Annotated in this window: 24 protein-coding genes; 10 read left to right on the forward strand and 14 right to left on the reverse strand. The window is 65.6% G+C overall.

The window, feature by feature from the left end; translation table 11 throughout:
* Positions 1–328: 328 nt before the first annotated feature.
* The 3 genes from HUT07_RS17525 to aceE form a co-directional block, all read right to left on the reverse strand.
* Complete coding sequence (locus HUT07_RS17525; protein ID WP_176021988.1) at positions 329–1,345, reverse strand: ImmA/IrrE family metallo-endopeptidase; 1,017 nt, start codon at positions 1,343–1,345, stop codon at positions 329–331.
* A complete protein-coding gene (locus tag HUT07_RS17530; protein WP_176021989.1) occupies positions 1,315–1,641 on the reverse strand; it encodes a hypothetical protein in 327 nt (108 codons plus the stop codon). Before HUT07_RS17530 ends, HUT07_RS17525 begins: the two co-directional genes overlap by 31 nt.
* A gap of 330 nt (positions 1,642–1,971) precedes the next feature.
* A complete protein-coding gene (aceE, locus tag HUT07_RS17540; protein WP_100554575.1) occupies positions 1,972–4,659 on the reverse strand; it encodes a pyruvate dehydrogenase (acetyl-transferring), homodimeric type in 2,688 nt (895 codons plus the stop codon).
* A gap of 635 nt (positions 4,660–5,294) precedes the next feature.
* Here aceE and HUT07_RS17545 point away from each other — a divergent pair.
* Both HUT07_RS17545 and HUT07_RS17550 read left to right on the forward strand, forming a co-directional pair.
* The gene (locus HUT07_RS17545; RefSeq protein WP_176021991.1) at positions 5,295–5,855 is read left to right on the forward strand and encodes a PadR family transcriptional regulator; all 561 of its coding nucleotides are present in this window, start codon (positions 5,295–5,297) and stop codon (positions 5,853–5,855) included.
* A gap of 60 nt (positions 5,856–5,915) precedes the next feature.
* A complete protein-coding gene (locus HUT07_RS17550) occupies positions 5,916–6,713 on the forward strand; it encodes a siderophore-interacting protein (protein WP_176021992.1) in 798 nt (265 codons plus the stop codon).
* A gap of 93 nt (positions 6,714–6,806) precedes the next feature.
* Here HUT07_RS17550 and HUT07_RS17555 read toward each other — a convergent pair whose 3' ends face one another.
* Positions 6,807–7,628, reverse strand: a complete 822-nt coding sequence (locus HUT07_RS17555; RefSeq protein WP_176021993.1) for a hypothetical protein — start codon at positions 7,626–7,628, stop codon at positions 6,807–6,809.
* Positions 7,629–7,719: 91 nt separating this feature from the next.
* Between HUT07_RS17555 and HUT07_RS17560 the strand changes: the two genes are divergently transcribed.
* Entirely contained in the window at positions 7,720–8,121 is a 402-nt protein-coding gene (locus tag HUT07_RS17560; RefSeq protein ID WP_176021994.1) for a hypothetical protein, read from the forward strand.
* Between the two features lie 158 nt (positions 8,122–8,279).
* Here the strand turns inward: HUT07_RS17560 and HUT07_RS17565 are convergent, their stop codons facing one another.
* Positions 8,280–8,990 (reverse strand): YceI family protein, encoded by a 711-nt coding sequence (locus tag HUT07_RS17565; RefSeq protein ID WP_176021995.1) that lies wholly within the window; start codon positions 8,988–8,990, stop codon positions 8,280–8,282.
* A gap of 85 nt (positions 8,991–9,075) precedes the next feature.
* Positions 9,076–9,666 (reverse strand): malonic semialdehyde reductase, encoded by a 591-nt coding sequence (locus tag HUT07_RS17570; RefSeq protein ID WP_176021996.1) that lies wholly within the window; start codon positions 9,664–9,666, stop codon positions 9,076–9,078.
* A gap of 122 nt (positions 9,667–9,788) precedes the next feature.
* Here HUT07_RS17570 and HUT07_RS17575 point away from each other — a divergent pair, with 122 nt between their 5' ends.
* The 6 genes from HUT07_RS17575 to HUT07_RS17600 all read left to right on the forward strand — a co-directional run bounded on the left by HUT07_RS17575 (position 9,789) and on the right by HUT07_RS17600 (position 13,670).
* Positions 9,789–10,748 carry a mitochondrial fission ELM1 family protein gene (locus tag HUT07_RS17575; RefSeq protein WP_176021997.1) on the forward strand — a complete coding sequence of 320 codons (960 nt, stop codon included), beginning with the start codon at positions 9,789–9,791 and terminating at the stop codon, positions 10,746–10,748.
* A 96-nt stretch (positions 10,749–10,844) separates the two neighbouring features.
* Positions 10,845–11,063 carry a hypothetical protein gene (locus HUT07_RS17580; RefSeq protein WP_032975596.1) on the forward strand — a complete coding sequence of 73 codons (219 nt, stop codon included), beginning with the start codon at positions 10,845–10,847 and terminating at the stop codon, positions 11,061–11,063.
* A gap of 57 nt (positions 11,064–11,120) precedes the next feature.
* On the forward strand, positions 11,121–11,972 hold the full coding sequence (locus tag HUT07_RS17585) for a DUF2145 domain-containing protein (RefSeq protein ID WP_176021998.1): 852 nt from the start codon (positions 11,121–11,123) through the stop codon (positions 11,970–11,972).
* An 18-nt stretch (positions 11,973–11,990) separates the two neighbouring features.
* Positions 11,991–12,485, forward strand: a complete 495-nt coding sequence (locus HUT07_RS17590) for a hypothetical protein (protein ID WP_176021999.1) — start codon at positions 11,991–11,993, stop codon at positions 12,483–12,485.
* Positions 12,486–12,518: 33 nt separating this feature from the next.
* Positions 12,519–13,034 (forward strand): hypothetical protein, encoded by a 516-nt coding sequence (locus HUT07_RS17595; protein ID WP_176022000.1) that lies wholly within the window; start codon positions 12,519–12,521, stop codon positions 13,032–13,034.
* 75 nt (positions 13,035–13,109) lie between these two features.
* Positions 13,110–13,670 carry a queuosine precursor transporter gene (locus HUT07_RS17600; RefSeq protein WP_025878224.1) on the forward strand — a complete coding sequence of 187 codons (561 nt, stop codon included), beginning with the start codon at positions 13,110–13,112 and terminating at the stop codon, positions 13,668–13,670.
* Positions 13,671–14,124: 454 nt separating this feature from the next.
* Here the strand turns inward: HUT07_RS17600 and glnE are convergent, their stop codons facing one another.
* A complete protein-coding gene (glnE, locus tag HUT07_RS17605; protein ID WP_176022001.1) occupies positions 14,125–16,920 on the reverse strand; it encodes a bifunctional [glutamate--ammonia ligase]-adenylyl-L-tyrosine phosphorylase/[glutamate--ammonia-ligase] adenylyltransferase in 2,796 nt (931 codons plus the stop codon).
* 365 nt (positions 16,921–17,285) lie between these two features.
* Here glnE and HUT07_RS17610 point away from each other — a divergent pair, with 365 nt between their 5' ends.
* Positions 17,286–18,800 carry an acetyl-CoA hydrolase/transferase family protein gene (locus HUT07_RS17610; protein WP_176022002.1) on the forward strand — a complete coding sequence of 505 codons (1,515 nt, stop codon included), beginning with the start codon at positions 17,286–17,288 and terminating at the stop codon, positions 18,798–18,800.
* A gap of 100 nt (positions 18,801–18,900) precedes the next feature.
* Here HUT07_RS17610 and HUT07_RS17615 read toward each other — a convergent pair whose 3' ends face one another.
* The 7 genes from HUT07_RS17615 to HUT07_RS17645 all read right to left on the reverse strand — a co-directional run bounded on the left by HUT07_RS17615 (position 18,901) and on the right by HUT07_RS17645 (position 25,627).
* A complete protein-coding gene (locus HUT07_RS17615; RefSeq protein WP_176022003.1) occupies positions 18,901–20,262 on the reverse strand; it encodes a VOC family protein in 1,362 nt (453 codons plus the stop codon).
* A 161-nt stretch (positions 20,263–20,423) separates the two neighbouring features.
* Positions 20,424–20,912, reverse strand: coding sequence for a hypothetical protein (locus HUT07_RS17620; RefSeq protein WP_176022004.1), 489 nt, complete (start codon positions 20,910–20,912; stop codon positions 20,424–20,426).
* A gap of 31 nt (positions 20,913–20,943) precedes the next feature.
* Entirely contained in the window at positions 20,944–21,696 is a 753-nt protein-coding gene (locus HUT07_RS17625) for an HAD family hydrolase (protein ID WP_176022005.1), read from the reverse strand.
* Positions 21,697–21,792: 96 nt separating this feature from the next.
* Positions 21,793–22,212 carry an EF-hand domain-containing protein gene (locus HUT07_RS17630; protein ID WP_100554560.1) on the reverse strand — a complete coding sequence of 140 codons (420 nt, stop codon included), beginning with the start codon at positions 22,210–22,212 and terminating at the stop codon, positions 21,793–21,795.
* A 227-nt stretch (positions 22,213–22,439) separates the two neighbouring features.
* Positions 22,440–22,811 carry a hypothetical protein gene (locus tag HUT07_RS17635; protein ID WP_176022006.1) on the reverse strand — a complete coding sequence of 124 codons (372 nt, stop codon included), beginning with the start codon at positions 22,809–22,811 and terminating at the stop codon, positions 22,440–22,442.
* A gap of 619 nt (positions 22,812–23,430) precedes the next feature.
* Positions 23,431–24,144: a M15 family metallopeptidase gene (locus HUT07_RS17640; protein WP_176022007.1), complete on the reverse strand. Its 714-nt coding sequence runs from the start codon at positions 24,142–24,144 to the stop codon at positions 23,431–23,433.
* Positions 24,077–25,627 (reverse strand): serine hydrolase domain-containing protein, encoded by a 1,551-nt coding sequence (locus HUT07_RS17645; RefSeq protein ID WP_176022008.1) that lies wholly within the window; start codon positions 25,625–25,627, stop codon positions 24,077–24,079. The genes HUT07_RS17640 and HUT07_RS17645 overlap by 68 nt, the downstream gene beginning before the upstream one ends.
* Positions 25,628–25,659 lie beyond the last annotated feature (32 nt).

The raw sequence follows: 25,659 nt of genomic DNA on the forward strand, positions 1-25,659 counted from the left end.
AAGCAATGCCGGGGCACGCACTGCTCTCTCAGCGTTCTGATCACGCATCCAATCATGCCGTTCTGCTTTAGGCCGTGTGGGATGGATTCCTACTTCAAGACGCAGCCGTAGCTGCGCATCAATCCTGTGTAGTCGCGACTGGCACGACCAAGCCGTTATTGAAACGGAATAGGAACGGCTCATGCACTATGTCCCAGCGCAACATAGCGTGTGATAAGAGCACTAACAATGATCCCACTCAGCTCTCTCTACATAGCACAAACGAAATGGCTTGGGCGGCGTCCGGCGGGGCATTACCACAAACGGGATTTCGCACCACCGGCAGCGACTAATCTACAGCGAGCGAGTGCACTCGAGAAGCTACAAAATCAGAAAACTTGGAATGCTTTGCGAACGATGCATACTCAGCCCGATCATTGAATCGCTGGATCACTGCGGCACGAATAGCACCCTGAGATGAAACCGTATTCCGCCGACACTGGCTATTTACGAACCCAACAACCCCATTAACCTTTAACTTAAATTTCTTTGCCGCGTCTTGATCGGATACCAAGTCACCAACAATTTCATCGAGGATTGTCCGCCAGTCCACCAAAGATGCACTGGAGCCTTCCTCACCCACACTGGCCGGCAAACACCACCAATGGTACGTACTTCCAGCCCTTTTAAAACTTCTGTATCTCTCTGCATATTCGTACGAATTAGACGGCAATTGCACTTGCCACTCAGGAGCCACTGCCAGAGTGCCATCTGACCTTCCGGCATTCAGCACCATGTCCGAATCGTCGGTGACGGCGTATACATGGCCTGGAGGGAGCGCCTTAATCAAATTAATAGCAGCAGCTTGGGGCGAAACCTGCGCCTGATCAATCAAGGAAAGATGAACATCAGACGCTTCCATCTCATTTATTAGCTGAGCCAACCACGCTTTGGGCATCAACAATTCAGAAGCAAAAGCATTCGCCTGACGTTCCATCTCAATATAAGCATCGACATTGGCAATTCGCTGAGAGGTGTCAAGTGACTCATCATCCAAGAATACGCCCCGATGCCACGGAATAATAACGTGTCCTAACTCGTGGGCAGCGGTAAATCGCATCCTAGCACCGGGAATTCTCGAATTAATAATTATTCGAGGGCGAGCCCCACATCCAATATCAAGCACAATCCCATCAAACTGGAAAGGAATGGGTACGATCTCTAGCTCAGCATAATTTTTAATAATCCCAATTACATCAACGGGGACTGTTGAACCATGTCTCGCAAGCAGAATAGCTGCAATGTTTCTTGCAGAGTCACAGAGATCGACCCCTTTCACTTTATTCGTCCCGTTCTGCGCAGCCATTTAACGACCGGGCTGTTCTCCGATAGACCTTGGCCTCTCGCGGCCAATGGCAGCGCCATAGCACCCTTGATATACTCGTCAAATGTTTGGCCATTCGTACGCGCGGTAATTACGGAGAGTATTACGGAGGAATCGAGCAGCCAAGCGGAATACTCTTCTTCAGTAAGTCCAATGTATTCAGAAAGTTCCATTTCGATGGACGCGTCATCGTGCCACGCCTGCACAGCACCATCGATGCCGTCAGGTAGCTCTTGGCCGCGAATACATTTGTCTATAAAGCTAAGCTCACGAGACATCGATTTTCCTCCCTCGTACGGCGCCCTTTTGGAAATCCCCTGTCATGGCATCGATCACGCCAAGGTGGTTCCCACGCCGATCATAGACCTCAATCTCTCCGTGATACGCGTCCCATTCATAGTAACGGTCCTGGTTTGGGGACTCCCAACGGGGGGGGACGCGGCGCGGAATTCGCTTGAGTTGATCTAAATAACACGGCTTTGGAATTGGAACCCGAGTCACGCTTTACTCCAAAGAAAATGTGTTGAACCCCAAGGGGATTTCCGGACATTTAGAAAGAGCGAGATAAAGGTAGAGGGCGTGTCGCACCCTCCACCTTTAAACACCTTTCAAACCCCAACAGGATTAGCCTTCTCCGGATCAATCTTGTACTGCTTGATCGCCCGGGCCACATCCTTCGCGGTCATCTTCCCGTCCTTCGCCAGCGCCGCAATCGCGGCATGCGCGATGTAGTACCGGTCAACCTCGAAGAACCGGCGCAGGTTCGCACGCGTGTCCGAACGACCAAACCCATCCGTACCCAGCACCGTGTACGACATCGGCACGAACGCGCGGATCTGGTCCGCATACGCACGCACATAGTCGGTGGCGGCAATCGCCGGGCCCTGGCGGCCTTCCAGCAGCTCGGTCACGTAGGCCTTGCGCTGCTCACCTTCCGGATGCAGGCGGTTGGCACGTTCCACGTCGAAACCATCGCGACGCAGCTCGTTGAAGCTCGGGCAGGACCAGATGTCGGCGGTCACGCCGAAGTCCTTGTCCAGCAGCTCTGCCGCCGCAATGGCTTCACGCAGGATGGTGCCCGAACCCAGCAGCTGCACGCGCAGCTCGCCCTTCTTCGGCTTGCCGGCGTCGGTCAGCAGGTACATGCCCTTGACGATCCCTTCGGCCGCGCCTTCCGGCATTTCCGGGTGGGTGTAGTTCTCGTTCATCAGGGTGACGTAGTAGTACTCGTCAATCTGATCTTCCATCATCGCCTTGGTGCCGTGCTGCAGGATCACCGTCACTTCGAAGCCGAAGGTCGGGTCGTAGCTGCGCACGTTCGGGATACCACCGGCCACCAGATGGCTGAAGCCATCTTCGTGCTGCAGGCCTTCACCGTTCAGCGTGGTGCGGCCGGCGGTACCACCCAGCAGGAAGCCGCGGGTACGCATGTCGGCGGCCTGCCAGGCGATGTCGCCCACGCGCTGGAAGCCGAACATCGAGTAGTAGATGTAGAACGGCAGCATCGGCACGTTGCTGACCGAGTAGCTGGTACCAGCCGCCATCCACGAGCTGATCGCGCCCGGCTCGCTGATGCCCTGCTGCAGCACCTGGCCGCTCTGGTCTTCGCGGTAGAACATCAGCTGGTCGGCGTCGACCGGCTTGTACTTCTGGCCGAACGGCGCGTAGATGCCGATCTGGCGGAACAGGCCTTCCATGCCGAAGGTACGAGCTTCGTCGGCCACGATCGGCACGATGTGCGGGCCCAGTTCCTTGTCGCGCAGGGTGATGTTCAGGCTCTGCACGAATGCCATGGTGGTGGAATAGCTGCGCTCGCCGCTGCTCTTCAGCAGGCGCTCGTAGCTTTCCAGCTTCGGTGCATTGAAGCTCTTTTCGGCCTTGCGGCGGCGCTGCGGCAGGTAACCACCCAGCGACGCACGGCGCTCCTGCAGGTACTGCACTTCCGGCGAATCCGGGCCCGGGTGGTAGAACGGCACCTGGCCATCGGCCAGCTGCGCGTCGGTCACCGGGATGTTGAAGCGGTCGCGGAAGTGGCGCACCGCTTCGTCGTCCAGCTTCTTGGTCTGGTGGGTCGGGTTCAGTGCCTCACCGGCGCTGCCCATCCCGTAGCCCTTGACCGTCTTGGCCAGGATCACGGTCGGCATGCCCTTGGTGTTCACGGCCTGGTGGTAGGCGGCGTACACCTTGTGCGGGTCGTGGCCACCACGGTTCAGGCGCCAGATGTCGTCGTCGGACAGACCGGCCACCATCGCGGCGGTTTCCGGGTACTTGCCGAAGAAATGCTCGCGCGTGTACGCGCCGCCGAAGGCCTTGCAGTTCTGGTATTCGCCGTCGACGGTTTCCATCATCAGCTTCTTCAGGACGCCATTGGTGTCCTTGGCCAGCAGGGCATCCCAGTAACCGCCCCACAGCAGCTTGATGACATTCCAGCCGCCGCCACGGAACACGCCTTCCAGCTCCTGGATGATCTTGCCGTTGCCGCGCACCGGGCCGTCCAGGCGCTGCAGGTTGCAGTTCACCACGAAGATCAGGTTGTCCAGGCCTTCACGGCCAGCCAGTGCGATGGCACCCAGGGTTTCCGGCTCGTCGCTCTCGCCGTCGCCGATGAAGCACCACACCTTGCGGTCGGACTTCTCGATCAGGCCACGGTTTTCCAGGTAGCGCATGAACTGCGCCTGGTAGATGGCGGCCAGCGGGCCCAGGCCCATCGACACGGTCGGGGTCTGCCAGTATTCCGGCATCAGCCACGGATGCGGGTACGACGACAGGCCGCCGCCGTCCACTTCCATGCGGAACTTGTCCAGCTGCTCTTCGTTGATGCGGCCTTCCAGGAAGGAACGCGCGTAGATGCCCGGGGCGCTGTGGCCCTGGATGAACAGCAGGTCGCCCGGGTGGTTCTCACTGGGGGCGCGCCAGAAGTGGTTGAAGCCCACGTCGTACAGCGTTGCGCCGGAGGCGAACGAAGCGATGTGGCCGCCCAGGTCACCCGGCTTGCGGTTGGCGCGCACCACGGTGGCCATCGCGTTCCAGCGGATGATCGAACGGATGCGCCATTCCAGTTCGGCGTTGCCCGGGCTCTTGGCCTCCAGCTGCGGCTCGATGGTGTTGACGTATTCGGTAGTGGGAGAGAACGGCAGATAGGCACCCGAACGACGGGTCAGTTCCACCATGCCTTCCAGCAGCTGATGCGCGCGCTCGGGGCCCTCGACATCAATAACGGCCTTCAACGACTCGATCCACTCCTGGGTTTCCACAGGATTCGGGTCGTTGTTCAGCACCTCGTTCAACCAGTTCATTAGCGCTCCCATTACCGCACGCACGCGCGCGACTGTTGATAGATTTCTAGACCGCAAAGTGTAGCGCACCAAGGCCTTTCGTCACTTGGCTACGCTGGCGTATGGAGGCATGCCACCCCTGTCTGCATGGCATGTCCCGGGACGTCCACCAGCGGGACAAAGCACTGCTGCAGGCCGCTGTGGCTGCCTGCAAGGGCTGCGCCAGCTGTCGCCTGCGGCCTGCTGCGCCCATGCGCAGGACGCAGTGTTACTGCTGCGGATGACCGTTGTGGGGCAAGGCCGGCGCCGTGTCGGCGTTGTCTGATGCGCTGCCGCTGAACCCGCGACAACGTGTCGCGCGTGCCTCTCGACGCGGACGGGGCCGCTGCGCACGGTTAGCGGCGAGCAGGCCCCTTCCCGCGGTTCGCCGCTCGTCTGCTGCGCCCCGGCCGGGGCGAAACCCCGCAGCGCCGTTGCGTGGCCCGATACGGATGTCGGGCCGCGCAACGGTGGCTTGCGCATCGCACAGTCGTCCCCTGATCCCTTGCGGCACCTGGCGGCGTGGCCCGATCTGGCAAGCGTTGTGGCCGAAACCGTACTTGTCGGGTTCGGCTTATCGATATATCGTTTGCGGCACACGTTACCGATATATCGAAATGGGCCGATCCCCCTCCCCCAGGAACCGCACCGACGATGCCGCGGTACCCCGCCGCAACGGCCAGCCGCGCGTGCTCAGCCGTGGCGACCTGCGCCTGCTGGTGCTGGCGCTGATCGGCGAGCAGCCGCGCCACGGCTACGAGTTGATGCAGCACATCAGCACGATGTTCATGCAGGCGTACACGCCCAGTGCCGGCACCATGTACCCGCTGCTGGCCAGCTTCGAGCAGGCCGGCTGGGTGGAATCGGAAGAGGTGGACGGCCGCCGTGTGTTCCGCATCACCACTGCCGGCGAGTTCGAGCTGAAGGTGCAGCGCACCCAGGTGCGATTGGCGCAGCGACGCGCGTTCGACCGCGCCCGCGAGATCACCAAGGCCTCGCTGCCGGCGCCGCTGGCCGCTGCGCTGCGCGAGTTCAAGCTGGCGCTGGTGCACCACCACGGGCGCTGGGCCGACGGCGAAGCCGAGCAGGTGGCGGCGCTGCTGTCGCGCGCGTCGGCGCTGATGAACGGCCAGGCCGGCAACGTGTCCTCTCCCTTTTCCATGACCCAGCCAGACTGACTCCAGCCAGGTCTTCCCCCATGCCGCGCGCCCCCGCGCGACCTTCCGACAGGTACCCCCATGACCGAACATCACAACTCGCGCCTGCGCCTGGATGTGCGCTTCCGAGAACTGACGGTGCTGCGCACCGAGACTGTCACCCCGCACATGCGCCGCATCGTGCTGGGCGGCGACGACCTGGCCGGCTTCGATTCGCCCGGCGCCGACGACCACATCAAGCTGTTCTTCCCCAACGACAGCGGCGAGATGGTGCTGCCGGTGCTGACCGCCGAGGGCCGCAGCTACCCCGACGGCAAGCAGCCTTCGCCGGCACGCGACTACACCCCGCGCTGGTGGGACCACGAAACCGGCGAACTGGCCATCGACTTCGTGCTGCACGACCAGGGCATTGCCGGGCCGTGGGCCGAGCGTGCACAGACCGGCGACACGCTGCTGATCGGCGGCCCGCGCGGTTCGTTCGTGGTGGCCGACAGCTACGACGCCTATGTGCTGATTGGCGATGAGACCGCGCTGCCGGCGATTGCGCGCTGGCTGGACGTGCTGCCCGAGGGCGCCGAAGTGCAGGCGTACATCGAAGTGGCCGACGAGGACGAGCGCCAGGACCTGCCGCAGTACGAGAACGTGCGCATCCACTGGCTGGAGCGCAATGGCTTCCCGGCGGCCAGCAGCACGCTGCTGGAAGACATGCTGACCGACTTCGAGGCGCCGGACGGCGATGCGTTCTACTGGATCGCCACCGAATCGCGGCGCGCACGGATGATGCGCAAGTTCATCGAAGGCCACCTGGGCGTGCAGCGCGACTGGATCCGCTCGACCGGTTACTGGAAGGCGCACCCGGACGAACAGGACGGCGATTGACCGGGCAGCGGGTGGGTGCGGACCGTTGGTCCGCACGCCTTTGACTATGTAGAGCCGAGCCCATGCTCGGCTGCTGTTCTATCCGCCCTCGCGCTACGCGCGATGAGCCGAGCATGGGCTCGGCTCTACAGGAGCGCTGGGCGCCACCTGCCGCGTCCACCCGAACCGATACGCGGCCCAGATCTCCAGCGCCACCAGCAGCGCAATGATCACCAGTGGCAGCAGCAGCCCCAGGTACACGCCCGGCATCATGCCGTTGATCTGCGCCTTCACCAGCCGCAGCACGCCACGCGTATGCAGCAGTTCATCCATGCGCATGGTCAGCGCCTCGCGCACCATCTTCGGCTCCAGGCCGACCGTGCCGGCCTTGTCGATCAGCGTGTCTTCCACCATCGCGCGCAGCAATCCGGCGCGCACTTTGCCAATCACCCAGCCCACGCCGCGCGCCATCGGCCCGTCACCGAGCCGCTCCGCGCCGGGCAACGGATGCTCGCTCAGGTAGATCGCGGCCAGCGAATCCGCAACATCACCCACCGTGCCCTGGCTCTGCAGCGCTGCACGCATGCGCTCGTCTTCCAGCGAAGCGGTGAAGCCACTGCTCCACCCTTCCACCATCGTCTGCAGGTGCGGCTGGAAGTGATCGAGCTGCTTGAACAGCGCGCGGTGCGCGCCGGCGGTGAAGCCCAGCTGCAGGCCGAAGAACGCGACCAGCAACGGCAGCAGCACCACATACGAGGCCAGCAGCCCGTGATGCCAACGCCGCTGTCGGCGCAGCCAGCCGCGTCGATGCAGCCAGCGCCAGGTGAGGATGCCCAGCGCCAGCCCCAACAGGGTGCCCAGCACGCTGCCGCCGATCAGATCGAGCACGCTCAGGCCGGTCCAGAATTCGCCAAGCCAGTACTGCGCTTCCTGCATGGTGTTGCCTTCCGTGGTTCAGTGCGGCCGCCATGGTAACCGCGACCCCATGCGACAATCGCGCTCCTTTCCTGCACCAACGAGGCCCCACGTGGGCAAACTGACCCTGAGCGGCGTGGACACGCTGCGTACCCGCCTGGCCGACGACACCGCCTGCGACGCAGTGCTGTCCGCCTTCGCCGACCCGGCAGGGGCGCGCGCACCGCTGCGTGAGCTGGTCGAAGCACAGCACCGTTACCTGCAGGCCGAACACGAAGTGGCACAGGTGGCCGACATCCTGCGCCGCGACCAGAAGTACGCGCCGGTCGGTCGCCCGTCGGTGCATATCGTGCAGTTGCGCAAGCAGCAGGCGTCTACCAGGCAGGCCGCGCTGATCGCCCGCCAGGTGGTGGCACAGGCCGCGCAGACGTTCGTGCGCGCGAGCGGGCTGGTGGTGAAGGCCAAGCAGAGCCCGAGCGAAGCGTCGACCGCGTGGCTGGGTACGCTGCGCTGAGAAGTCCTGCTTCGGAGAGATTGTGCGGACCAACGGTCCGCCCCCACCGAATCCAGGTCCGCAGCCGGCCAGCGGCCGGCTCTACCAGAACCCAAAAAAGAAGGCCCGCTTTTCAGCGGGCCTTCTGCCTTCTCACGACGAGTGAGCGGGATGTTTCATCAAGCAGCCGGCTTCTCGCCGGTGGCTTCGGTGGTGATGCGGATCTTCACTTCATCGCTGACGTTCGGGGCGTAGGCGCCGACGCCGAAATCGCTGCGCTTGATCGTGGTGGTGGCATCGAAGCCAGCAGCCGGAACCTTGGCCATCGGGTGCTCGCCGCCGCCGTTGACGGTCACATCCAGGGTCACCGGCTTGGTGATGTCCTTGATGGTCAGATCGCCAGTGACGGTCAGCTTGTTGGTGCCGGCCGATTCGACCTTGGTGCTCTTGAAGCTGGCGGCCGGGAACTTGGCAGCGTCGAAGAAGTCGGCGCTCTTCAGGTGTTCGTCGAACTTGGCGGTGAAGCTGTTCAGGCCGCTCAGCGGCAGCTTCACTTCCACGGTGGACTTGGTGACGTCGGTGGCGTCGTACACCAGGGTGCCTTCGGCGTTGCCGAAGTGCGCGCTCGGGTTGGAGAAGCCGAAGTGGCTCCACTGCGCCAGCACGTCGGTGTGGGTCGGGTCGAGCTTGTAGGTGCCCGAGGCGATGGCGATGGCGGCAGCCGCCGGGGCAGCAGCGGCGGCATCGGCGGCCGGGGTGGTGGCAGCCTGCTCGGTGGTGGCCGGGGCAGCAGCATCAGCCGCCGGGGCGGCGGTGTCGGCCGGCTTGGAGCAGGCGGCGATGGCCAGGGTCAGGGCCAGCGGCAGCAGCAGTTTACGGGTGGCGCTCATCTCAGGAACTCTCCGGATCGTAGGGTGGGAACACAGTGCAGCAATGGCCCGCCACGGCGGGCGGGCCCGAAACCGATACAGCGACTTACGCGATGCGCGCCGCTTCGTCGAACGACAGACGCGGCAGACGGGGGAACAGGCCCGAATCGTCACCGTACCCCAGGTTGACCAGGAAATTCGACTTGATGCTGGTGCCGGCGAAGAAGGCTTCGTCCACCTTGGCGTTGTCGAAGCCGGACATCGGACCGGCATCCAGGCCCAGCGCGCGTGCAGCCAGGATCAGGTAACCGCCCTGCAGGCTGCCGTTGCGGAACGCGCCTTCGTGGCGGCCTTCGCGCGGGCCGTCGAACCAGGCCTTGGCATCGGTGTGCGGGAACAGGTACGGCAGCTTCTCATGGAAGTCCTGGTCGAAGGCCACGATGACGGTGACCGGAGCGGCCAGGGTCTTGTTGTGGTTGCCTTCGGACAGCGCCGGTGCGAGCTTGGCCTTGGCTTCGGCCGACTTCACGAACACGAAGCGGGCCGGGCTGCCGTTGGCGGCGGTGGGTGCCCACTTCAGCAGGTCGTACAGAGCGTGCAGCTGCGCGTCGTCGACAGGCTTGTCGAGGAAGGCGTTCTGGGTACGGGCGGTGCGGAACAACTGGTCCAGTGCGGCAGCGTCGAGCGCGTGGGACATCGGTGGATCTCCAGGGCGGCTAAGGTCAGTGCCCGCGGGCGGCGCGGGGCGGAACGTCGATCCGCAGTGTAGAGTGTCGCGACTGTTGCAACACCCAGCAGGATTGAAACGAATTAATGCCAATGGTGAAACGATCGAGCACGCCATGGACGGTTACTGATGGCCGTGCCGGTAATGTCCGCCAAGCGGTCGCGCTGGCGACGGCGCTGCGCCTGGGCAGCCACCGGCCCCTGGTGCTGCACCCCCGCGCCCCGTGGCGCTGGCTGTCGCCGCGGCGCTTGCCCGGTGATGTGAACGGCTACGGCGAGGCGTTCGCGTCACTGGCTGCCGAAGCCCCTGCGTTGGCGATCGGCTGTGGTCGCCAGGCCGCCGGTGCGCTGCGCGTGCTGCGTGCGCGCGGCAGCCAGGTGGTGCAGATCCTCGACCCGCGCATCGGCTCCCGCCCCTGGGACGTGGTGGTGGTGCCCGAGCATGACGCCCTGCGCGGCAGCAACGTGCTGACCCTGGTCGGCAGCCTGAACCCGGTGGACGATGACTGGCTGGCCTGGGGCCGCGCCGCGTTCGCCAGCTTCAGCACCCTGCCCGGCCCGCGCACCGCGCTGCTGGTGGGCGGGCCGACGCCGCTGGCACCGTGGGATGAGACCGCGATGGTGCACGTGTTCCAGGCGCTGGCCGAACAGATCCGCAGCGAAGGCGGCAGTCTGCTGGCGACCACTTCGCGGCGCACGCCGCCGGCGCTGGCCGAGATCCTGCGCGCGAAATTCGCCGACCTGCCGCATGTGATCTGGGGTGATGGCGGCGATGGCGTGAACCCGTATGCCGGCCTGCTCGGCTGGGCCAACCGGGTGGTGGTGTCGCCCGATTCGGTGAACCTGCTGTCCGAGGCCAGCGCCACGCGCATGCCGGTGATGGTGGCCCTGGCCGATACCGCGCAGGGACGGCTGGCGCGCTTCCAGCAGCAGCTGCGCGAGCGCGGGCGCTTGCAGACACGCTGGTTGGATTGGCAGTACGACCGCATCGAACCGCTGCGCGAGACCGCGCGGATTGCCGTCGAGGTCAAGGCGCGTCTCAGCGTGGGGTAGTGCCGGCCGCTGGCCGGCAACCCCGTCCAGCGTTTTCTGAACATTTCGATGCGACAGCGCGGTTAGAGTCCAGCCTCCCCCTCGAACTGGACGCCCATGCGTACCCTGCTTCTGCTGCCGCTGGCCCTGTTGGCGGCCTGCTCCACTACCCCCACCGAACTGGACCCGTTGTCGCACGCCTGCCAGCAGCAGCTGGATGCCTACCGCGAGCAGCCGGCCCTGCGTAATCCGCGCAACGAGCGTCCGCCGTTGCCGATCGCGCCGATCAGCGATGCCTGCGACAAGGAATTGCGGCGCAAGGGCGTGGAGCGCTGATTCCGGCGATGCGGGTATGATCGGCGCGCGGGCCTGCCCGCGTCTGGAGCGGTATACATGGAACGTCTGCATCGCCTGCGCGGCGGCCTGCTTCTGTTGATGGGCCTGCTGGCCACAGCGCCGGCATGGGCCGACAGCGGCACCTGCGTCGAGCGCTACCCCAGCGTGGCCGCACAGGCGGCGATGTTCGATGTGGCGTGGACCACGGCCGAGCGCCTGGACGCGCTGCCCGACGTGGATGTAGTGATCGCCGCGCGTGGTGGCCAGGACCTGAGCCGCTACGGCCTGCGCCACAGCCACCTGGCCTTCCTGCTGCGCGAGGACGACGGCCGCTGGCGTGCGCTGCACCTGCTCAACCGCTGCAAGACCGACAGCTCGCAGCTGTACCGCGAGGGCCTGGGCAATTTCGTCGGCGAGAGCGGCACCCATACCGACCTGCGCATCGGCGTGCCACCGCCGGCGTTGCAGCTGGCACTGAAGCGGATGCTGGCAGCGCCGGCGATCCAGCCCAAGGCGTTGCACGAATCGAAGTACAACGTGGTGGCCTATCCGTTCGCCACCGACTTCCAGAATTCCAACCAGTGGATCCTGGAAGTGCTGGCCGCGGCGATGGCGCAGGCTGAAGGCGGCCCGGTCATCGTCAAGCGCGAACAGGCCCAGCAATGGCTGCGCGCGCAGCAGTACCAGCCCAGCGTGCTGCATATCGGCCTGGGCAAGCGCGTGGGCGCGCGCCTGTTCGTGGCCAACGCCACCACCACCGACCATCCGGCCAGCGAACGCATTTCCGGCAACTACTCGGTGGTGACGGTGGAATCGGTATTCGACTTCCTGCACCAGCGCAGCCAGCTGCAGCAGGAACTGACCATTACGCATGCGACGGTCGATCCGGCCGCTGCAGCCACTCACTGATCTGGCAAGGAGAAGATGATGCGTACCCTGCAATTGTCCATGTTGGCCGCGCTGGTATGCGGCGGCCTGTTGTCCGCTGCGCCGGCACACGCCGAGCGCCGCATCGTGATCCTGCAGAACAGCGCGCCCGAAGGCCCGAGCCTGGAGATGTCCGCACCGCTGGTAACCTCCGCGCGCGCCGCAGCTGCCAAGGAAGCTGAGGAGGCCGGGCTGCCCGCGGGCCAGGGGGCGTCGGTGAAACTGCCACAGATGCAGGTCAGCGCCATCTCCACCACCGTCGATGGCCGCCGCGAAGTACTGCTGCGCGATGCCAATAATCCACAGAATACCGCCTCGATGCAGTGGCCCAAGCGCCCCGGCGACCCCGCCGTGCAGTTCAACGTGGGCCAGACCGTCAACTTCGAGCCTGCAGGGTCCAGCAACGGCTGGCAGGTGCGGGACAACCAAGGCCGGCCGCTGGAATACCTGCCCGAGGCCACCGGCCCACGCGATATTTTCGATACACAGCGCTGAGCCGCTGCTTTTCTTCCCGACCAGGAGGTCACCATGCTTCGTTCCCTGCGCGCCCCCGCCGCCGCCCTGCTGCTCTCGGCCCTGACGGTGCCAACCGTGCACGCTGGCGCCGCCCCGCACATCAACAGCGGCCAGGCCAGCGTGTTGGTCACTTCGCTGATCGTGGTGTCGGTTCCGCTGGCCACTTCGATGGGCCTGGCCGCGCTGTCCAAGGCGCCGTTCAAGGCCAGCGAGCGCAATGGCAAGGTTGCCGAGCGCACGCCGGCGGTGCCGCTGCCGCCGATGGAAGTGAAGCAGGTGGCGACCACCGCGGCCGGCGAGCGCCAGGTGCAGTTGCAGGTACCGGACAAGGCCGACCAGACCGCGACCCTGCAGTGGCCGGCGATCGAGGGCGATGACCCGGTGGCCGGCTTCGTGGTCGGCCAGCAGGTGCGTTTCGATCCGACCGAGGCCGGTGCCGGCTGGACGGTAAAAAACAGCGACGGCAAGGCGCTGGCCTATGTGCCCACGGCCTATGCCGCCGGCGACGCGCTGAGCGAGCAGCTGTAAAGCTGAACGGCCGTTTTTGGCTTTGCGGCGGGCCGGGCGGATAATGGGCGATCCCTTTTGTCCCCCTGGCTCGCCATGTCCGTGCGTCCTGCGCCTGTTTTTGCCCCATTGACCGCCCGCGCCCTGGTGCTGGCGGTGCTGGCCATGGGCGCGGTGGTGCTGCTGTCCAACGTGCTGGTGCAGTACCCCATCAATGACTGGCTGACCTGGGGCGCTTTCAGCTATCCGGTGGCCTTCCTGGTCAGCAACCTGATCAACCGCCGCTTCGGCCCGGGCCCCGCCCGCCGCGTGGCGTGGATCGGTTTTGCGGTGGCGGTGCTGCTGTCGGTGTGGGTGGCAACGCCGCGCATTGCGATTGCCTCGTGCTCGGCCTTCATCGTTGCCCAGCTGCTGGACATCACCGTGTTCGACCGCCTGCGCCGTGGCAGCTGGTGGCGCGCACCGATGGTGGCCACCACCTGCAGCGCGACGGTGGATACCACCATCTTCTGGTCGATCGCGTTTGCCGGTTCCACCCTGCCGTGGGTGAGCTGGGCGGCGGGCGATCTTGCGGTGAAGCTGGCGATTGGCGTGTGCCTGCTGGCCCCGTTCCGCGCGCTGCTGTGGAAGATGGCGCCGCTGCGCACCGCGGGCTGACCGTCTCATCGGTGGGTGCCAACCTTGGTTGGCACACTCCCAGAACCCGGTGGGTGCCGACCGTTGGTCGGCACGCTTCTTCAAGGTTCATCGCAGCTGAAAGATTGTGCCGACCAACGGTCGGCACCTACCAATGTAAGGCCATCGCCGGGCCATTGATCCGGTAGCTGCCAACCTTGGTTGGCGCACTCCCTGAACCCGGTGGGTGCCGACCGTTGGTCGGCACGCTTCTTCAGGGTTCATCGCAGCTGAGAGATTGTGCCGACCAACGGTCGGCACCTACCAATGTAAGGCCACCGCCGGGCCATTGATCCGGTAGCTGCCAATCTTGGTTGGCGCACTCCCTGAACCCGGTGGGTGCCGACCGTTGGTCGGCACGCTTCTTCAAGGTTCATCGCAGCTGAGAGATTGTGCCGACCAACGGTCGGCACCTACCCAAAGCAGCTACAGCCACTCAGGCGAACGGCAGCTCCGCGGCGATGCACGCGGCGCTGATCGCCGCACATGCGTCTTCGATGGCCGGCGTCGTCGGCGCCAACCGCGGCCTGCGATCCAGCGTGCAGGCCAGCCCTACCTCCAACAGCGTCGCGTGTGCAGTGTGCAGGGCCTGTGCGGTGGCGTCGGGCAGGAACCCCGCCGCCGCCAACGCGTCGATCAAGGCCGGCGTGGCGCGCGGCTGCAGCAATGCAGGTGTCTGCGCACTGCGTGCCAGCACGCCGGTCTGCAGCAGGAATTCCAGATCGACCACACCGCCTGCGCCCTGCTTCAGGTCGAGTCGCGCAGCATCGCTACGGTCCAGTTCGGTACGCATGCGACCGCGCATCTTCACTACATCGGCATACAGTGTTGCGCGATCGCGTTCGCGGCCCAGCGTCTGCGCGCGTACGTCTTCGAAATCCTGCAGCAGGCTGGCATCACCGGCCACACCGCGTGCGCGCACCAGCGCCTGGTGTTCCCAGGTCCAGGCGCGTTCGCGCTGATACTCGGTGTAGCTGGCCAGCGAAGACACCAGCGAGCCCTTGCCACCGTCCGGGCGCAGGCGCACGTCGATGTCGTACAGGCGGCCGGCGGCGGTGACCGCAGCCAACAGCGCCATCACCTTCTGCGCCAGGCGCGCATACCAGCGGCCAGGCTCCAGCGGGCGCGCGCCATCGCTGGCTTCCACAGCGGCGGGATGGTCGTGCAGGAACACCAGGTCCAGATCCGAACCGAAGCCCAGTTCCAGGCCACCCAGGCTGCCGTACCCGATGATCGCGAAACGGCCACCGGGCACAACGCCATGGGCCGCACGCATGTCCGCCTCGGCCATCGCCAGCACGGTGATGACCACCGCCTGCGCCAGTTCGGCCAGTTGACGGGTGCTGTCGACCGCACCCTGGCGCCCGTCCAGCGTGGCCATCGCCATGCGGAAGCTGAGCGCCAGTCGCGTTTCATTGAGCCAGCGCAGCTGCGATTCCGGATCCTCCACCGGCAACACCTGTTGGCATTCGGCCAGCATGCCGGCGGCATCGGGCATCGGCCCGGACACGCGCACGTCCAGCAGTTCGTCCAGCAGCAACGGATACGCAGCCAGGCGTTCGGCCAGCAATGCACTGCGGGCCAGCACGTCGACCAGGCGCGCGAGCGCGCTGGGCTGTTCGTCCAGCAGCGCCAGGTAGCTGGTACGGCGCAGCACCGCCTGCAGCAGACCGAGCACGCGCTTGAGTGCGGCGTCGGGCTGCGGCGAACGGGTGGCGGCGTGCAACAGTGCTGGCAGCACGCGATCCAGGCGCGCACGTGCCGCATCGGACAGCGACTTCACGCCTGTGCCCTGGGCGAAATCACGCAGTGACTGATCGGCGCCATTGGCATCGAGGAAACCGGCCTCGGCCAGCAGCGGTGCGTTGCTGCCTTCGGGCAGGCTGCGCCAGTAGTTGGCCAGTGCGTCGGGCGCCGCCTGGCCCTTGCGCGGGGCCAGCAGTGCACCGAACTCGGTGCTGACGCGTTGCTGCTGCACGGTCAATGCAGCGCGCAACGCATCCCAATCGGAATAGCCGAGGCCGACGGCAATGCGTTCGCGATCGAGCACATCGGAGGGCAGCACATGGGTCTGCGCATCGCGCAGCATCTGCAGGCGGTTTTCCAGGCGGCGCAGGAACAGATAGGCCTCGCGCAACGCGGCGCCATCGTCGCTGGCGATCTGCCCGGCCGCGACCAGCGCCTCCAGCGCGACCAGCAACCGCCGCTCACGCAGCACCGGCTCGCGGCCGCCGCGGATCAGCTGCAGTGCCTGGCACAGGAACTCGATTTCGCGGATGCCGCCAGCGCCACGCTTGATGTCGTCGTGCATCTCGCGGCGCGCGACTTCAGCGGTGATCGCCGCTTTCATTTCGCGCAGGCCATCCAGCGCGGTGAAGTCGAGGTAGCGGCGGTACACGAACGGACGCAGGGTCTGCAGCCACGCCTCGCCGGCGGCGATGTCACCGGCCACCGCGCGCGCCTTCAACCACGCATAGCGCTCCCAGTCGCGTCCCTCGCGCTGGAAATACTGGTCCATGCCGGCGAACGACAGCGCCACGCGTCCGGCGTTGCCGAACGGGCGCAGGCGCAGGTCGACGCGATGGCTGAAGCCGTCGACGGTGGTTTCATCCAGCAGCTTGGCCAGGCGCTGGCCGAGCCGGGCGAAGTACTCCTCGGCCACCAGCGCGCGCGGACCGTCGGATTCACCGCCCTGCACGTAGGCGTAGACCAGATCGACATCGGAACTGAAGTTGAGCTCGCCACCGCCCAGCTTGCCCAGCCCGAACACCACCAGCTGCTGCGGTTGGCCGTGGTCATCGAGGATCACGCCATGGCGCTGGGTGAACTCCTGCTGCAGGGCGTCCAGCGCCAAGCGCAGGCAGTCCTCGGCCAGCGCAGTGGCACCGGCGAGGGTCTGCGGCACGTCGTCCAGCCCGGCCAGGTCGCGCCAGATCAAGCGGGTCGACATCGCCGTGCGCCAGCGTCGCAGTTGTGCGGGCCAGTCGCTGGGCTGCAGCGGGTCGAGCACCGGGGCTGGGATCGGCGGGCAGCCGGGAGTGGCCAATTGCGTCAGCAGCGCCGGTTGCCGCACCAGCGTATCCAAGGCGAAGTCGCTGGTCACCGCCAGCCGGGTCAGCATCGGCTGCAGCTCGGCCGGGATGGGATCGGGCACTGCCTGGGCCAGGCGCGCCAGTGCGCGGTCGACGAGGGGCTGCAGGGTGGCGGGCAATTCGGCGGGGGCGAGGGTCATGGGGGGATTGTATCGACCCGGTCGCGCCGACTGCGGGCGGACAACGGCGATGATCCTGCCGGAAGTTGCCGAGGTTGCCGGCCAGCGGCCGGCACTGCCGATAATGGGAGGCTGCGTATTCATCTTGGGCGGCAGACAATAAAAAAGCCCGCTTGCAGCGAACTGCCAGCGGGCTCTGCTCCCTCCCCCACGTCGGGATGCAGGGCCATCGTGCGGTGTACGAAAGTACTTTGCACGCTGCACTGCAAAACAAAACCGACGGGTATGGGAGAGGCGTTCGCGGAAACACCATTCCACGAAGGTAGAACCCCCCGTACGGCAGGGGATGGCCGATAATCGGGATTCCCCCCAGAAACGCTGTCGTCATGACTGTTGATCGCATCGCCAACGCGCGTCTTCGTGACCGCGTGGTCTCCGCCGAGGCCGCAGCCGCGCTGATCCAGCCCGGTGAAACCGTGGCCATGAGCGGCTTTACCGGCTCCGGTTACCCCAAGGCCGTTCCCGTTGAACTGGCCCGCCGCATCGAAGCGGTGCATGCCCAGGGCCTGCCCTTCCAGATCAGCCTGATGACCGGTGCCTCCACTGCGCCGGAACTCGATGGCGCGCTGGCCAAGGCCGATGGCATCGCCATGCGCATGCCATTCCAGAGCGACCCGGATGCACGCAACCGCATCAACGAGGGCAAGCTGGACTACATCGACATCCATCTCAGCCACGTCGCCCAGCACGTCTGGTTCGGCTTCTACGGCGAGATCGATACCGCCGTGGTCGAGGTGTCGGCCATCCGCGAGGATGGCTCGCTGGTGCCCTCCACCTCGCTGGGCAACAACAAGACCTGGCTGGACCTGGCCAAGAAGGTGATCATCGAGGTCAACGAGTGGCAGCCGGCCGGCGTGGACGGCATGCATGACATCTACTACGGCACGGCGCTGCCGCCGCACCGCAAACCGATTCCGCTGGTCAATGCCAACGACCGCATCGGCGAGACCGCGCTGCGCTGCGACCCGGACAAGATCGTGGCCGTGGTGCGCACCAACGGTCCGGACCGCAACAGCCCGTTCAGCCCGATCGATGCGACCAGCGAGCAGATCGCCGCGCACCTGATCGAGTTCCTGCAGCACGAAGTGAAGAAGGGTCGCCTGCCGCCGAACCTGCTGCCGCTGCAGTCGGGCGTGGGCAACATCCCCAACGCGGTGCTGGCCGGCCTGGCCAAGAGCGGTTTCCGCGACCTGGCGGCGTTCACCGAAGTGATCCAGGACGGCATGCTCGACCTGCTGCGCGACGGCGTGCTGAGCTATGCCTCATGCACCGGCTTCGCACTGAGCCCGCAGGCCAACGAGACGTTCAAGGAGAACATCGATTTCTACCGCGAGCGCATCATCATGCGCACGCAGGAGATCTCCAACCATCCGGAACTGGTGCGCCGCCTGGGCTGCATCGGCATGAACGGCATGATCGAAGTGGACATCTACGGCAACGTCAATTCGACGCACGTGATGGGCACCCGGATCATGAACGGCATCGGCGGTTCGGGCGACTTCGCCCGCAATGGTTTCCTGTCGGCGTTCCTGAGCCCGTCGACGGCGAAGAACGGCACCATCTCGGCGATCGTGCCGATGGCCAGCCACGTCGACCACACAGAGCACGACGTGTCGGTGATCGTGACCGAACAGGGCCTGGCCGATCTGCGTGGCCTGACCCCGCGCAAGCGCGCGCAGGTGCTGATCGACAACTGCGCGCACCCGGATTTCCGCGCGCAGCTGCAGGATTACTTCGACCGCGCCAGCCGCGAAAGCTACGGCAAGCACACCCCGCACCTGCTGCCGGAAGCGCTGTCGTGGCACCAGCGGTGGCTGGATACGGGCACGATGAAGGGCTGACGCCCGCTTCCGTGGAGCCGAGCTTGGCTCGGCTCTACAAAAGGCAGCGCCGCAACATCCCTGTAGAGCCGAGCCCACGCTCGACTGCACAGCGCGCGGTTTACCCGCGCAGCGCTGCCAGCGATTCGGCCTGGATGCGTTCGTAGATCTCGAACTCATCATTCACGGCCACGCCCATCGCCTGTTCAAAGGCATCGCGATTGGCATGTGCGGCGTAGGCGCGCTGTTCGCCACCGCCCAGGTTCGATTGGAAGATGCCTGCGGCACTGACCGGCAGGAAGTCCTCGTAGACAATCGGATCGGCCGTGGCCAGGCCAGCAGCCACCAGCACTTCGGCAGGAAGGTCGGCCACGCGTTCCGGCGCGGCGCGGCCGGCGTCGGTCAGCTGGTAACGGTAGTAACCCAGGCCTTCCTGGCGCAGGGTGTCGTGGTCATCCGGGAAGCTGGCGAACACCGCCTGCAGGCGCTGGCCGTAGTCGCCGCCGGTGCTGCCCGCGCCACCGGCATCGCGCGCCTGCGTCAGCAGCTGGTCGTACAGCGCGCGGCCCTTGGCGGTCAGCGCCAGGCCGCGTTGTTCGATCTCGCCGAAGCGCGCGGTATGGGTGCCGGCGTCGCCACCCTCGTTGTCGGGGAAGTGCACGGCCTCTTCCAATGCCTTGAAGCTGGTCTGCCGCAGCAGGATCGGACAGGCGCGGCGCGGCGGGCCCTCGATCACGGCCTTGGCGGACATGCCGTGCTCGATCATCGCCGCCTGTGCAGCGTCGATGTCGAGCGTGCGCGGGGTCAGGTGGTTGATGTGCGGGCCACGGAAGCTGACCACGTCGGCCACCAGCCGGTGTGCCTTGTGCAGGGCGTGGTAGGTCGGCAGATCCACAGTGGCGTCGCCATGCCAGCGGAAGGTCTCCAGCGCCTGTTCGACGAAGCGCTCGGCATCGGCCTGGGTCAGGCCACCCTCACGCTCGGCCTGGTCGATCAGCGCCAGCGCCTCGTCGGTGAAGATGCGGCGGCGGGCGAGGATCTCGGCCGACTGCGCACGCAGCGCCTCGTCTTCGATCAGCTCCAGACGCAGCAGCGAGGTGAACACGCGGAACGGGTTCAGGGCCAGCGCGGCGGCAGTCAGCGGGCGGAATGCGGTGGAGTGCACCGGCACGCCGGCCACCGACAGATCGTAGTAGCCCACCGGGTACATGCCCATCACTGCGAACAGACGGCGAAGGGTGGCCAGTTCCTGCGGGGTGCCGACGCGGATCGCGCCATGGCGTTCTTCATCCAGGCGGGCGCGCTCGTCATTGCGCAGCAGCTGCGCGGCCAGCGCCGGGTCCTGCGCCAGGACCTGCGTGTTGATCCGCTCCACCAGCTCCACCAGCGTGCCGTACAGCGGCACTTCGGTGCGGTACATGCGGGACATGGCCTGGGCAAACAGGCGGCGGATCACATCAGGCGAAACGAAAGAGGCGCTCATCAGTCACTCGATTACGGGAACGGGGAACGGCGAGAACCCGTATTGTCGCCGGAGTGCGCAGCCGCGGCGATACGCATAGCAACATGGCGCCTGGCCCGCTCCGGGTGGGCGCGACCTGCGGACTGCTATTGGTGGGTGCGCTCGCCGGGCATGGCCCGGCGCTACCGGCCCAACTGGCGCTTCAGCGTGGCATCCAAGGTGATCGGCCGGTCCCAGTGCTCATAGCTGGCCACGATGGCGTGGCGCACGGCGCGGTAGTGCAGGTTCTGCGGCTTGGCCGGCATCCGCTTCACCACCTCCTCCCAGCCGCCCTGCGGGTCCTGGCTGAAGGCACGCACGCTGTCGCGGCAGGTCTGGCCACTGGCCTTGGCCCAGAAGCAGGCGAAGTAGATGTCGCCGGCCTGCCACTGGTGGGTGGTGGCCAGCGCGGCGATGTAGCCGCGCGGTACACCGGCGTAGCGCGATACCTCGTCGAGGAAGGCATCGGGGTAACGCTCGGCATAGTGATTGATGTCGGCCAATTGAGTGTCGACCCAGGCATCGCCGGTATCCACCTCGTAGGTCGCCGAGCGTTCGGCGGTCTGCTGGGCCAGCACGGTGGCCGGCGCCAACAGCAGGGACAACAGCAGCGCGCGCAGTGGCAGTTTCATGACCCGATTCTGCCGCAGCGGGCGCGCCGTGTCAGGCCGCGGCCTTGGCCTTGGCCTCGATCGTCGCCAACGCGGCCGGCCAGTCCCAAGCGGTATCGGTGGTGACCATGCGCGGTTCGTCGTCGGCCATGCCGTGCTGGGTCTCGTGTGCCCAGGTCACCGCATACGGAGTATGGATGCCCCAACCGCCGAGGGTGACCACCGGCTCGATATCCGAGCGCAGCGAGTTGCCCACCATCACGAACTGCTGCATCGGCAGGTTGAACTCGGCCAGCACGCGCGCGTAGGTTTCCGGATCCTTTTCCGAAACGATCTCGATGCGCGGGAACAGCTCGTGCAGGCGGGCCACCTTGATCTTGGCTTCCTGATGGAACAGGTCGCCCTTGGTGATCAGCACTACCGGGTAGTGTTCGGCGATGGCCGCCACCGATTCGCGCACGCCATCGATCAGCTCGACCGGGTGGCGCAGGGTGTCATGGCCGATGTCCAGCATGCGCTGGATGTCCTTGGCGTCGATGCGCTGGCCGGTGATGTCGATGGCGGCTTCGATCATCGACAGGACCATGCCCTTCACGCCGTAGCCGAACACGGCCAGGTTGCGCTGCTGCACTTCCAGCAGGTGGCGGGCGGTCTGGGTGTCGTGCACGTCGACGTAGCGCGACAGCAGGTCCAGGTAATCCTGCTCGGCCTTGCGGTAGTAGTCTTCGCTCTTCCACAGCGTGTCGTCACCGTCAAAACCGACCAGGCCGATGGCGCGCGAGGGCGCAGGCGTGGAGGTGTTCATCGCCCTAGGATACAGGCCCTGACATGACGGAAAAAACCCGGGTGGCCGAAGCCACCCGGGTTGCCCATGCACCGGTTGTCCCGAATCAACCGTGGATCAGCGGCCCTGGCCTGCAGCCGTACCACCCGCGCCGGCACCGGCCTGCTGGGCGGCCACGTAGGCCTTGTATTCGTCGGCGCTCAGCTGGCCGTCCTTGTTGGCATCGGCCTGGTCGAACACCTGCGCAAGGCCCGCATTCACCTGCGCTTCGCTCTTGCTGATGGTGCCGTTGCCATCGGTATCGATGCTGGCCCAGGTCTGGCCACCGCCGTTGGCCTGCGCCGATGCGGCAGCGGCCGCATCGGTCGCCTGGTCGGCGGCCTGGCCCGCCTGTGCCGCCGCCTGCTGGGCCTGCGCCGCTTCGTTCTGTGCATGCGCGGCCTGCTGCTTGGCCGACTGCGCCATCGCCGGGATGGCCAACACGCTGCCGGCGGCGACGATCAGGGCGATCAGGGGCTTGCGGTTGCGAATAGTCATCTGGGGTGTCTCCTGAAGGGTGGTAGTGCGCGGTCGTTGTTTCCGCACAGCACCTACCCTGCCACCGCGTTTCTGAATCGATTTTGCGCGACGATCCGCCCGAACACACACGGTTAACCACTCGCGCAGATGCATGCTTTAGCGCGGTGGTTAGTACGAAGTGAGCAGGGAGTAAGACGGGCATTCAGCGCTGCCGGATTTAACCGGCAACGAACGAAAAACCTGCGTCAATCGACGGTTTTTTCCGATGACCGCGAACTGAACAACACCCATCCCAAGGCAACACCGGAAAGTGCACCGGCGATCTCCAGCACCACGCGGCTGCCCAGTTCGTTCGGATCGTGGATGGTGGACAGGAACAGCCGCGCGTACAGCGGTGACTCCAGCCGCACGATGCCCATGTAAAACAGTTTCCACGCATCGATACCGGCGGAGATGATCACCGCGATGACGCACGACCAGCCGATGGCATGGCCCACGGTCCAGTGCAGCAGCCGGCACAGGTGGTGCCACAGGAAATACGCCAGCAAGCCGACCAGCAGGGCAATGAGGCCCGCTTCGAGCGTACCGAGCAGGCCGAAATGCAGGGGAAGGTTCATCGGGCGGGGGCGCAGGAGAAGGCGGCCAGTGTAAGGGTATCGGCAGGGCTGCGCCCTGCACCTGCAGATGCCACTGCGCAAGCAACGGCAACGGCCAAAGCAACGGCAGGCATTCCTTGTGATGGCGGGGCGGTGTCGGAGTGCGGGGACGCCGCAAGTACGTCCTTGTAGGCTTGGCAGCCGCATCCATGCGGCTGACACCCCGCAATCCGACACCGCCCCACCCTCGACAGTTGGCCGGCGGCCAGTAGATCCACGCCATGCGTGGATATCTCTCAATCGGAATCGAATTTTTTGAATTGAAATCGAAACCCATCCACACACCGCATGGATTCATGTGTCGACCAAGGTCGACACCTACCAACAGCAGGTCATGCCATTCCGACAGACTGCGGAGATCTGTCGAAGGCGGGGTGGGTCCGGTTGCGGGGGTGTAAGCGCCATGGATGGCGCGCCCAAGCCCCCATGGATGGGTTTACGGCGTCCCCCGCAACCGGACCCACCCCGCCATCCCACGGGAAGCCCGCTTTTGCTTCGGCTGTTGCTGCTGCTGTTGCCTTTGCATTGAGCAGGTGCAGGGCTGCAAGCCCTGCCAACCGCATCCACGCATGGCGTGGATCTACTGGACGGGAAAATCGTACGCGGTGCCGGCATCCGGCTCGGGTTGCAGCGTGTAGTGCCACCACTCCTGCGCATAGTTGGCGAAACCACGCTGTGCCATCGCCTTTACCAGCTGCTGGCGATTCGCATTCTGTGCATCACTCAGCCCGGGCGTCTGCGTATGCGCGCGTGGGCCGAAGAAATCGAAGTCGGTGCCCATGTCCATCGGCGTACAGCGCTCGCGGCGACAATCCAGCAGCCCCAGATCGACGGTGGCGCCGCGGCTGTGGCCGGAACGCTCGGCGATGTAACCGTCAGTCAGCAACTGCGGCTTGTCCAGATCGGGATACTGCAGCGCCTTTCGCGACTGCTCCTGTGGATCAGTCACCCAGGCCATGAACGCCTGCACCGCGCGCACCGGGCGATAGCAATCGTAGATGCGCAGCGCGAAACCCTGCGCGCGCAGGTCGGCCTCTACCTTCGCCAACGCCTTTGCCACCGGCGCCAGCAGGTAGCATGCAGGCGCCTCGTAGCCGGGCACGGGCGCAGCCGTGAAGTTGTTGGCTCCGGCATAGCGGATGTCCATTTCGATACGCGGCGACAGCGTGCGGATCTCCACCAGTCCCGCCGCAGTGGCGTCGGTGGCGGGCGAAATGCGCGGTGGCTCAGCCGCGTGGACCACCGGTGCCAGGGCAATCGCCAACACGAGTGAAATGCAGGTCCTGGAAGTCATAGCTGAAGTCGATCTCCGGATCGATGGCGCGCAGCTCCAGCGTCGGCGTGTCTGCGCCGGGATTCAGCCACGCCTGCGCCGAGGGGTCCAGCGTATCCCACTGCAACAGCCAGCGCCCCTGCAGCCGCTGCACCGTTGCCTGCAGCGAGGGCGATTTGTCCACGCTGAAGCGCAGGCCGTTTACGGTGGGGCACAGCGACGCGGGGCCCAACCAGGGATCGCGGTAGCGCCCCTGCCATTGCGCCAGATCGGTGGCGGCAGCCGGTTGCGCAGCCCGGGTGGAGGGCGCACGGCTCCCCGTGGCGGCACGCACGGCTCGATCGGCCGCCAGCTCCGCTAGATAGTACGCAGCAGGGTGTGCGTCTTCCGGCGCGGTGAACTGCTTCAGCGTCGACTGCATCAACGCGGTACGGGCCTCTTCGGCCTCGCCGTTGATCAGCATCACTACACCGACCTTGCGATCCGGCAGCAGCGCCAACGAGGAGTACATGCCCGACAGCGTACCGGTGTGCGCGACTTTCCAGTGTCCGTCCATGTCCGACACCCGCCAGCCCAGCCCATAGCCGTAGAACCGGGCACTTTCCCAGTCGCGTTGGCGCTTGCCCAACGGCATCGGCATGTGCAGTGTCCACAGCATGCGGCGTTGCTCGGCCCCCAACCACGCCGGTGCCAGCGATGGGTCCAGCAGCACCTGCATCCAGCGGGTCATGTCGCGCAGCGAACAGCGGATGCCACCGGCCGCCATCGACGTCAGATCGGGGCTGAGCGCTCCATCACCACTGACCACCACGTTGCGGCCATCGCGCCGCACATGCGGCTGGGCGACATTGCCGACCTGCTTCACCGACCATGCGCCCACCTGGCAACGGGTCATCCCCAGCGGTTCAAACACCCGCTCGCGCATGAGCTGGTCATAGGGCTTGCCACCGGCGGCCGCAGCCACCTCACCGGCAACGACATACATCAGGTTGTCGTAGGCGTAGCCGCTGCGGAAACTGGTGACCGGCTTCAGGTGTGCCAGCCCGGCAATGACATCGCTGCGGGTGAAGGCGTTGGGTTCGGGCCACAGCATCAGGTCGCCGGCACCCAGGCCGAGGCCGCTGTTGTGGATCAGCAGATCGCGCACCTGCAGGTGTTCGCCTACCCACGGGTCATGCATGCGGAACGCCGGCAGATGGCGCTGCACCGGATCGTCCCAGCGCAGCTTGCCCTGCTCCACCAGCGTGGCCAGCAGCGCGGCGGTCATCGCCTTGCTGTTGGAGGCGATCTTGAACAGCGTGTCCTCGTCGATGCGGCCACCGTCTCCGCGCGCACCTTCGGTGTGGTGATAGGCCACCTGGCCATCCTCGACCACCGCCATCGCCAGCCCCGGCAGATGTTCGTGCTGGACCACGAAGGCGATGTCGGCATCCAGGCGTGCGCTGTCCACCGCATGGGCAGCGGGGCTGGCCAGTGCCGCGAGCAGTAGCAACAGACGATGCACGTCGGTCTCCGTCAGGCGGTGCCGGATCACAT

This window comes from Stenotrophomonas sp. NA06056 (genome assembly GCF_013364355.1).
Classification (GTDB): Bacteria; Pseudomonadota; Gammaproteobacteria; order Xanthomonadales; family Xanthomonadaceae; genus Stenotrophomonas.

Excerpts from the sequence above, each read along its gene's own strand:
- HUT07_RS17545 (WP_176021991.1), top strand. The coding sequence starts at position 5,295 with ATGGGCCGATCCCCCTCCCCCAGGAACCGCACCGACGATGCCGCGGTA.
- HUT07_RS17640 (WP_176022007.1), bottom strand. The coding sequence starts at position 24,144 with ATGACTTCCAGGACCTGCATTTCACTCGTGTTGGCGATTGCCCTGGCA.
- HUT07_RS17580 (WP_032975596.1), top strand. The coding sequence starts at position 10,845 with ATGCGTACCCTGCTTCTGCTGCCGCTGGCCCTGTTGGCGGCCTGCTCC.
- HUT07_RS17550 (WP_176021992.1), top strand. The coding sequence starts at position 5,916 with ATGACCGAACATCACAACTCGCGCCTGCGCCTGGATGTGCGCTTCCGA.
- HUT07_RS17610 (WP_176022002.1), top strand. The coding sequence starts at position 17,286 with ATGACTGTTGATCGCATCGCCAACGCGCGTCTTCGTGACCGCGTGGTC.
- HUT07_RS17620 (WP_176022004.1), bottom strand. The coding sequence starts at position 20,912 with ATGAAACTGCCACTGCGCGCGCTGCTGTTGTCCCTGCTGTTGGCGCCG.
- HUT07_RS17595 (WP_176022000.1), top strand. The coding sequence starts at position 12,519 with ATGCTTCGTTCCCTGCGCGCCCCCGCCGCCGCCCTGCTGCTCTCGGCC.
- HUT07_RS17565 (WP_176021995.1), bottom strand. The coding sequence starts at position 8,990 with ATGAGCGCCACCCGTAAACTGCTGCTGCCGCTGGCCCTGACCCTGGCC.
- HUT07_RS17625 (WP_176022005.1), bottom strand. The coding sequence starts at position 21,696 with ATGAACACCTCCACGCCTGCGCCCTCGCGCGCCATCGGCCTGGTCGGT.
- HUT07_RS17590 (WP_176021999.1), top strand. The coding sequence starts at position 11,991 with ATGCGTACCCTGCAATTGTCCATGTTGGCCGCGCTGGTATGCGGCGGC.
- HUT07_RS17570 (WP_176021996.1), bottom strand. The coding sequence starts at position 9,666 with ATGTCCCACGCGCTCGACGCTGCCGCACTGGACCAGTTGTTCCGCACC.
- HUT07_RS17575 (WP_176021997.1), top strand. The coding sequence starts at position 9,789 with ATGGTGAAACGATCGAGCACGCCATGGACGGTTACTGATGGCCGTGCC.
- glnE (WP_176022001.1), bottom strand. The coding sequence starts at position 16,920 with ATGACCCTCGCCCCCGCCGAATTGCCCGCCACCCTGCAGCCCCTCGTC.
- aceE (WP_100554575.1), bottom strand. The coding sequence starts at position 4,659 with ATGAACTGGTTGAACGAGGTGCTGAACAACGACCCGAATCCTGTGGAA.
- HUT07_RS17600 (WP_025878224.1), top strand. The coding sequence starts at position 13,110 with ATGTCCGTGCGTCCTGCGCCTGTTTTTGCCCCATTGACCGCCCGCGCC.
- HUT07_RS17635 (WP_176022006.1), bottom strand. The coding sequence starts at position 22,811 with ATGAACCTTCCCCTGCATTTCGGCCTGCTCGGTACGCTCGAAGCGGGC.
- HUT07_RS17615 (WP_176022003.1), bottom strand. The coding sequence starts at position 20,262 with ATGAGCGCCTCTTTCGTTTCGCCTGATGTGATCCGCCGCCTGTTTGCC.
- HUT07_RS17630 (WP_100554560.1), bottom strand. The coding sequence starts at position 22,212 with ATGACTATTCGCAACCGCAAGCCCCTGATCGCCCTGATCGTCGCCGCC.
- HUT07_RS17525 (WP_176021988.1), bottom strand. The coding sequence starts at position 1,345 with ATGGCTGCGCAGAACGGGACGAATAAAGTGAAAGGGGTCGATCTCTGT.
- HUT07_RS17555 (WP_176021993.1), bottom strand. The coding sequence starts at position 7,628 with ATGCAGGAAGCGCAGTACTGGCTTGGCGAATTCTGGACCGGCCTGAGC.
- HUT07_RS17530 (WP_176021989.1), bottom strand. The coding sequence starts at position 1,641 with ATGTCTCGTGAGCTTAGCTTTATAGACAAATGTATTCGCGGCCAAGAG.
- HUT07_RS17585 (WP_176021998.1), top strand. The coding sequence starts at position 11,121 with ATGGAACGTCTGCATCGCCTGCGCGGCGGCCTGCTTCTGTTGATGGGC.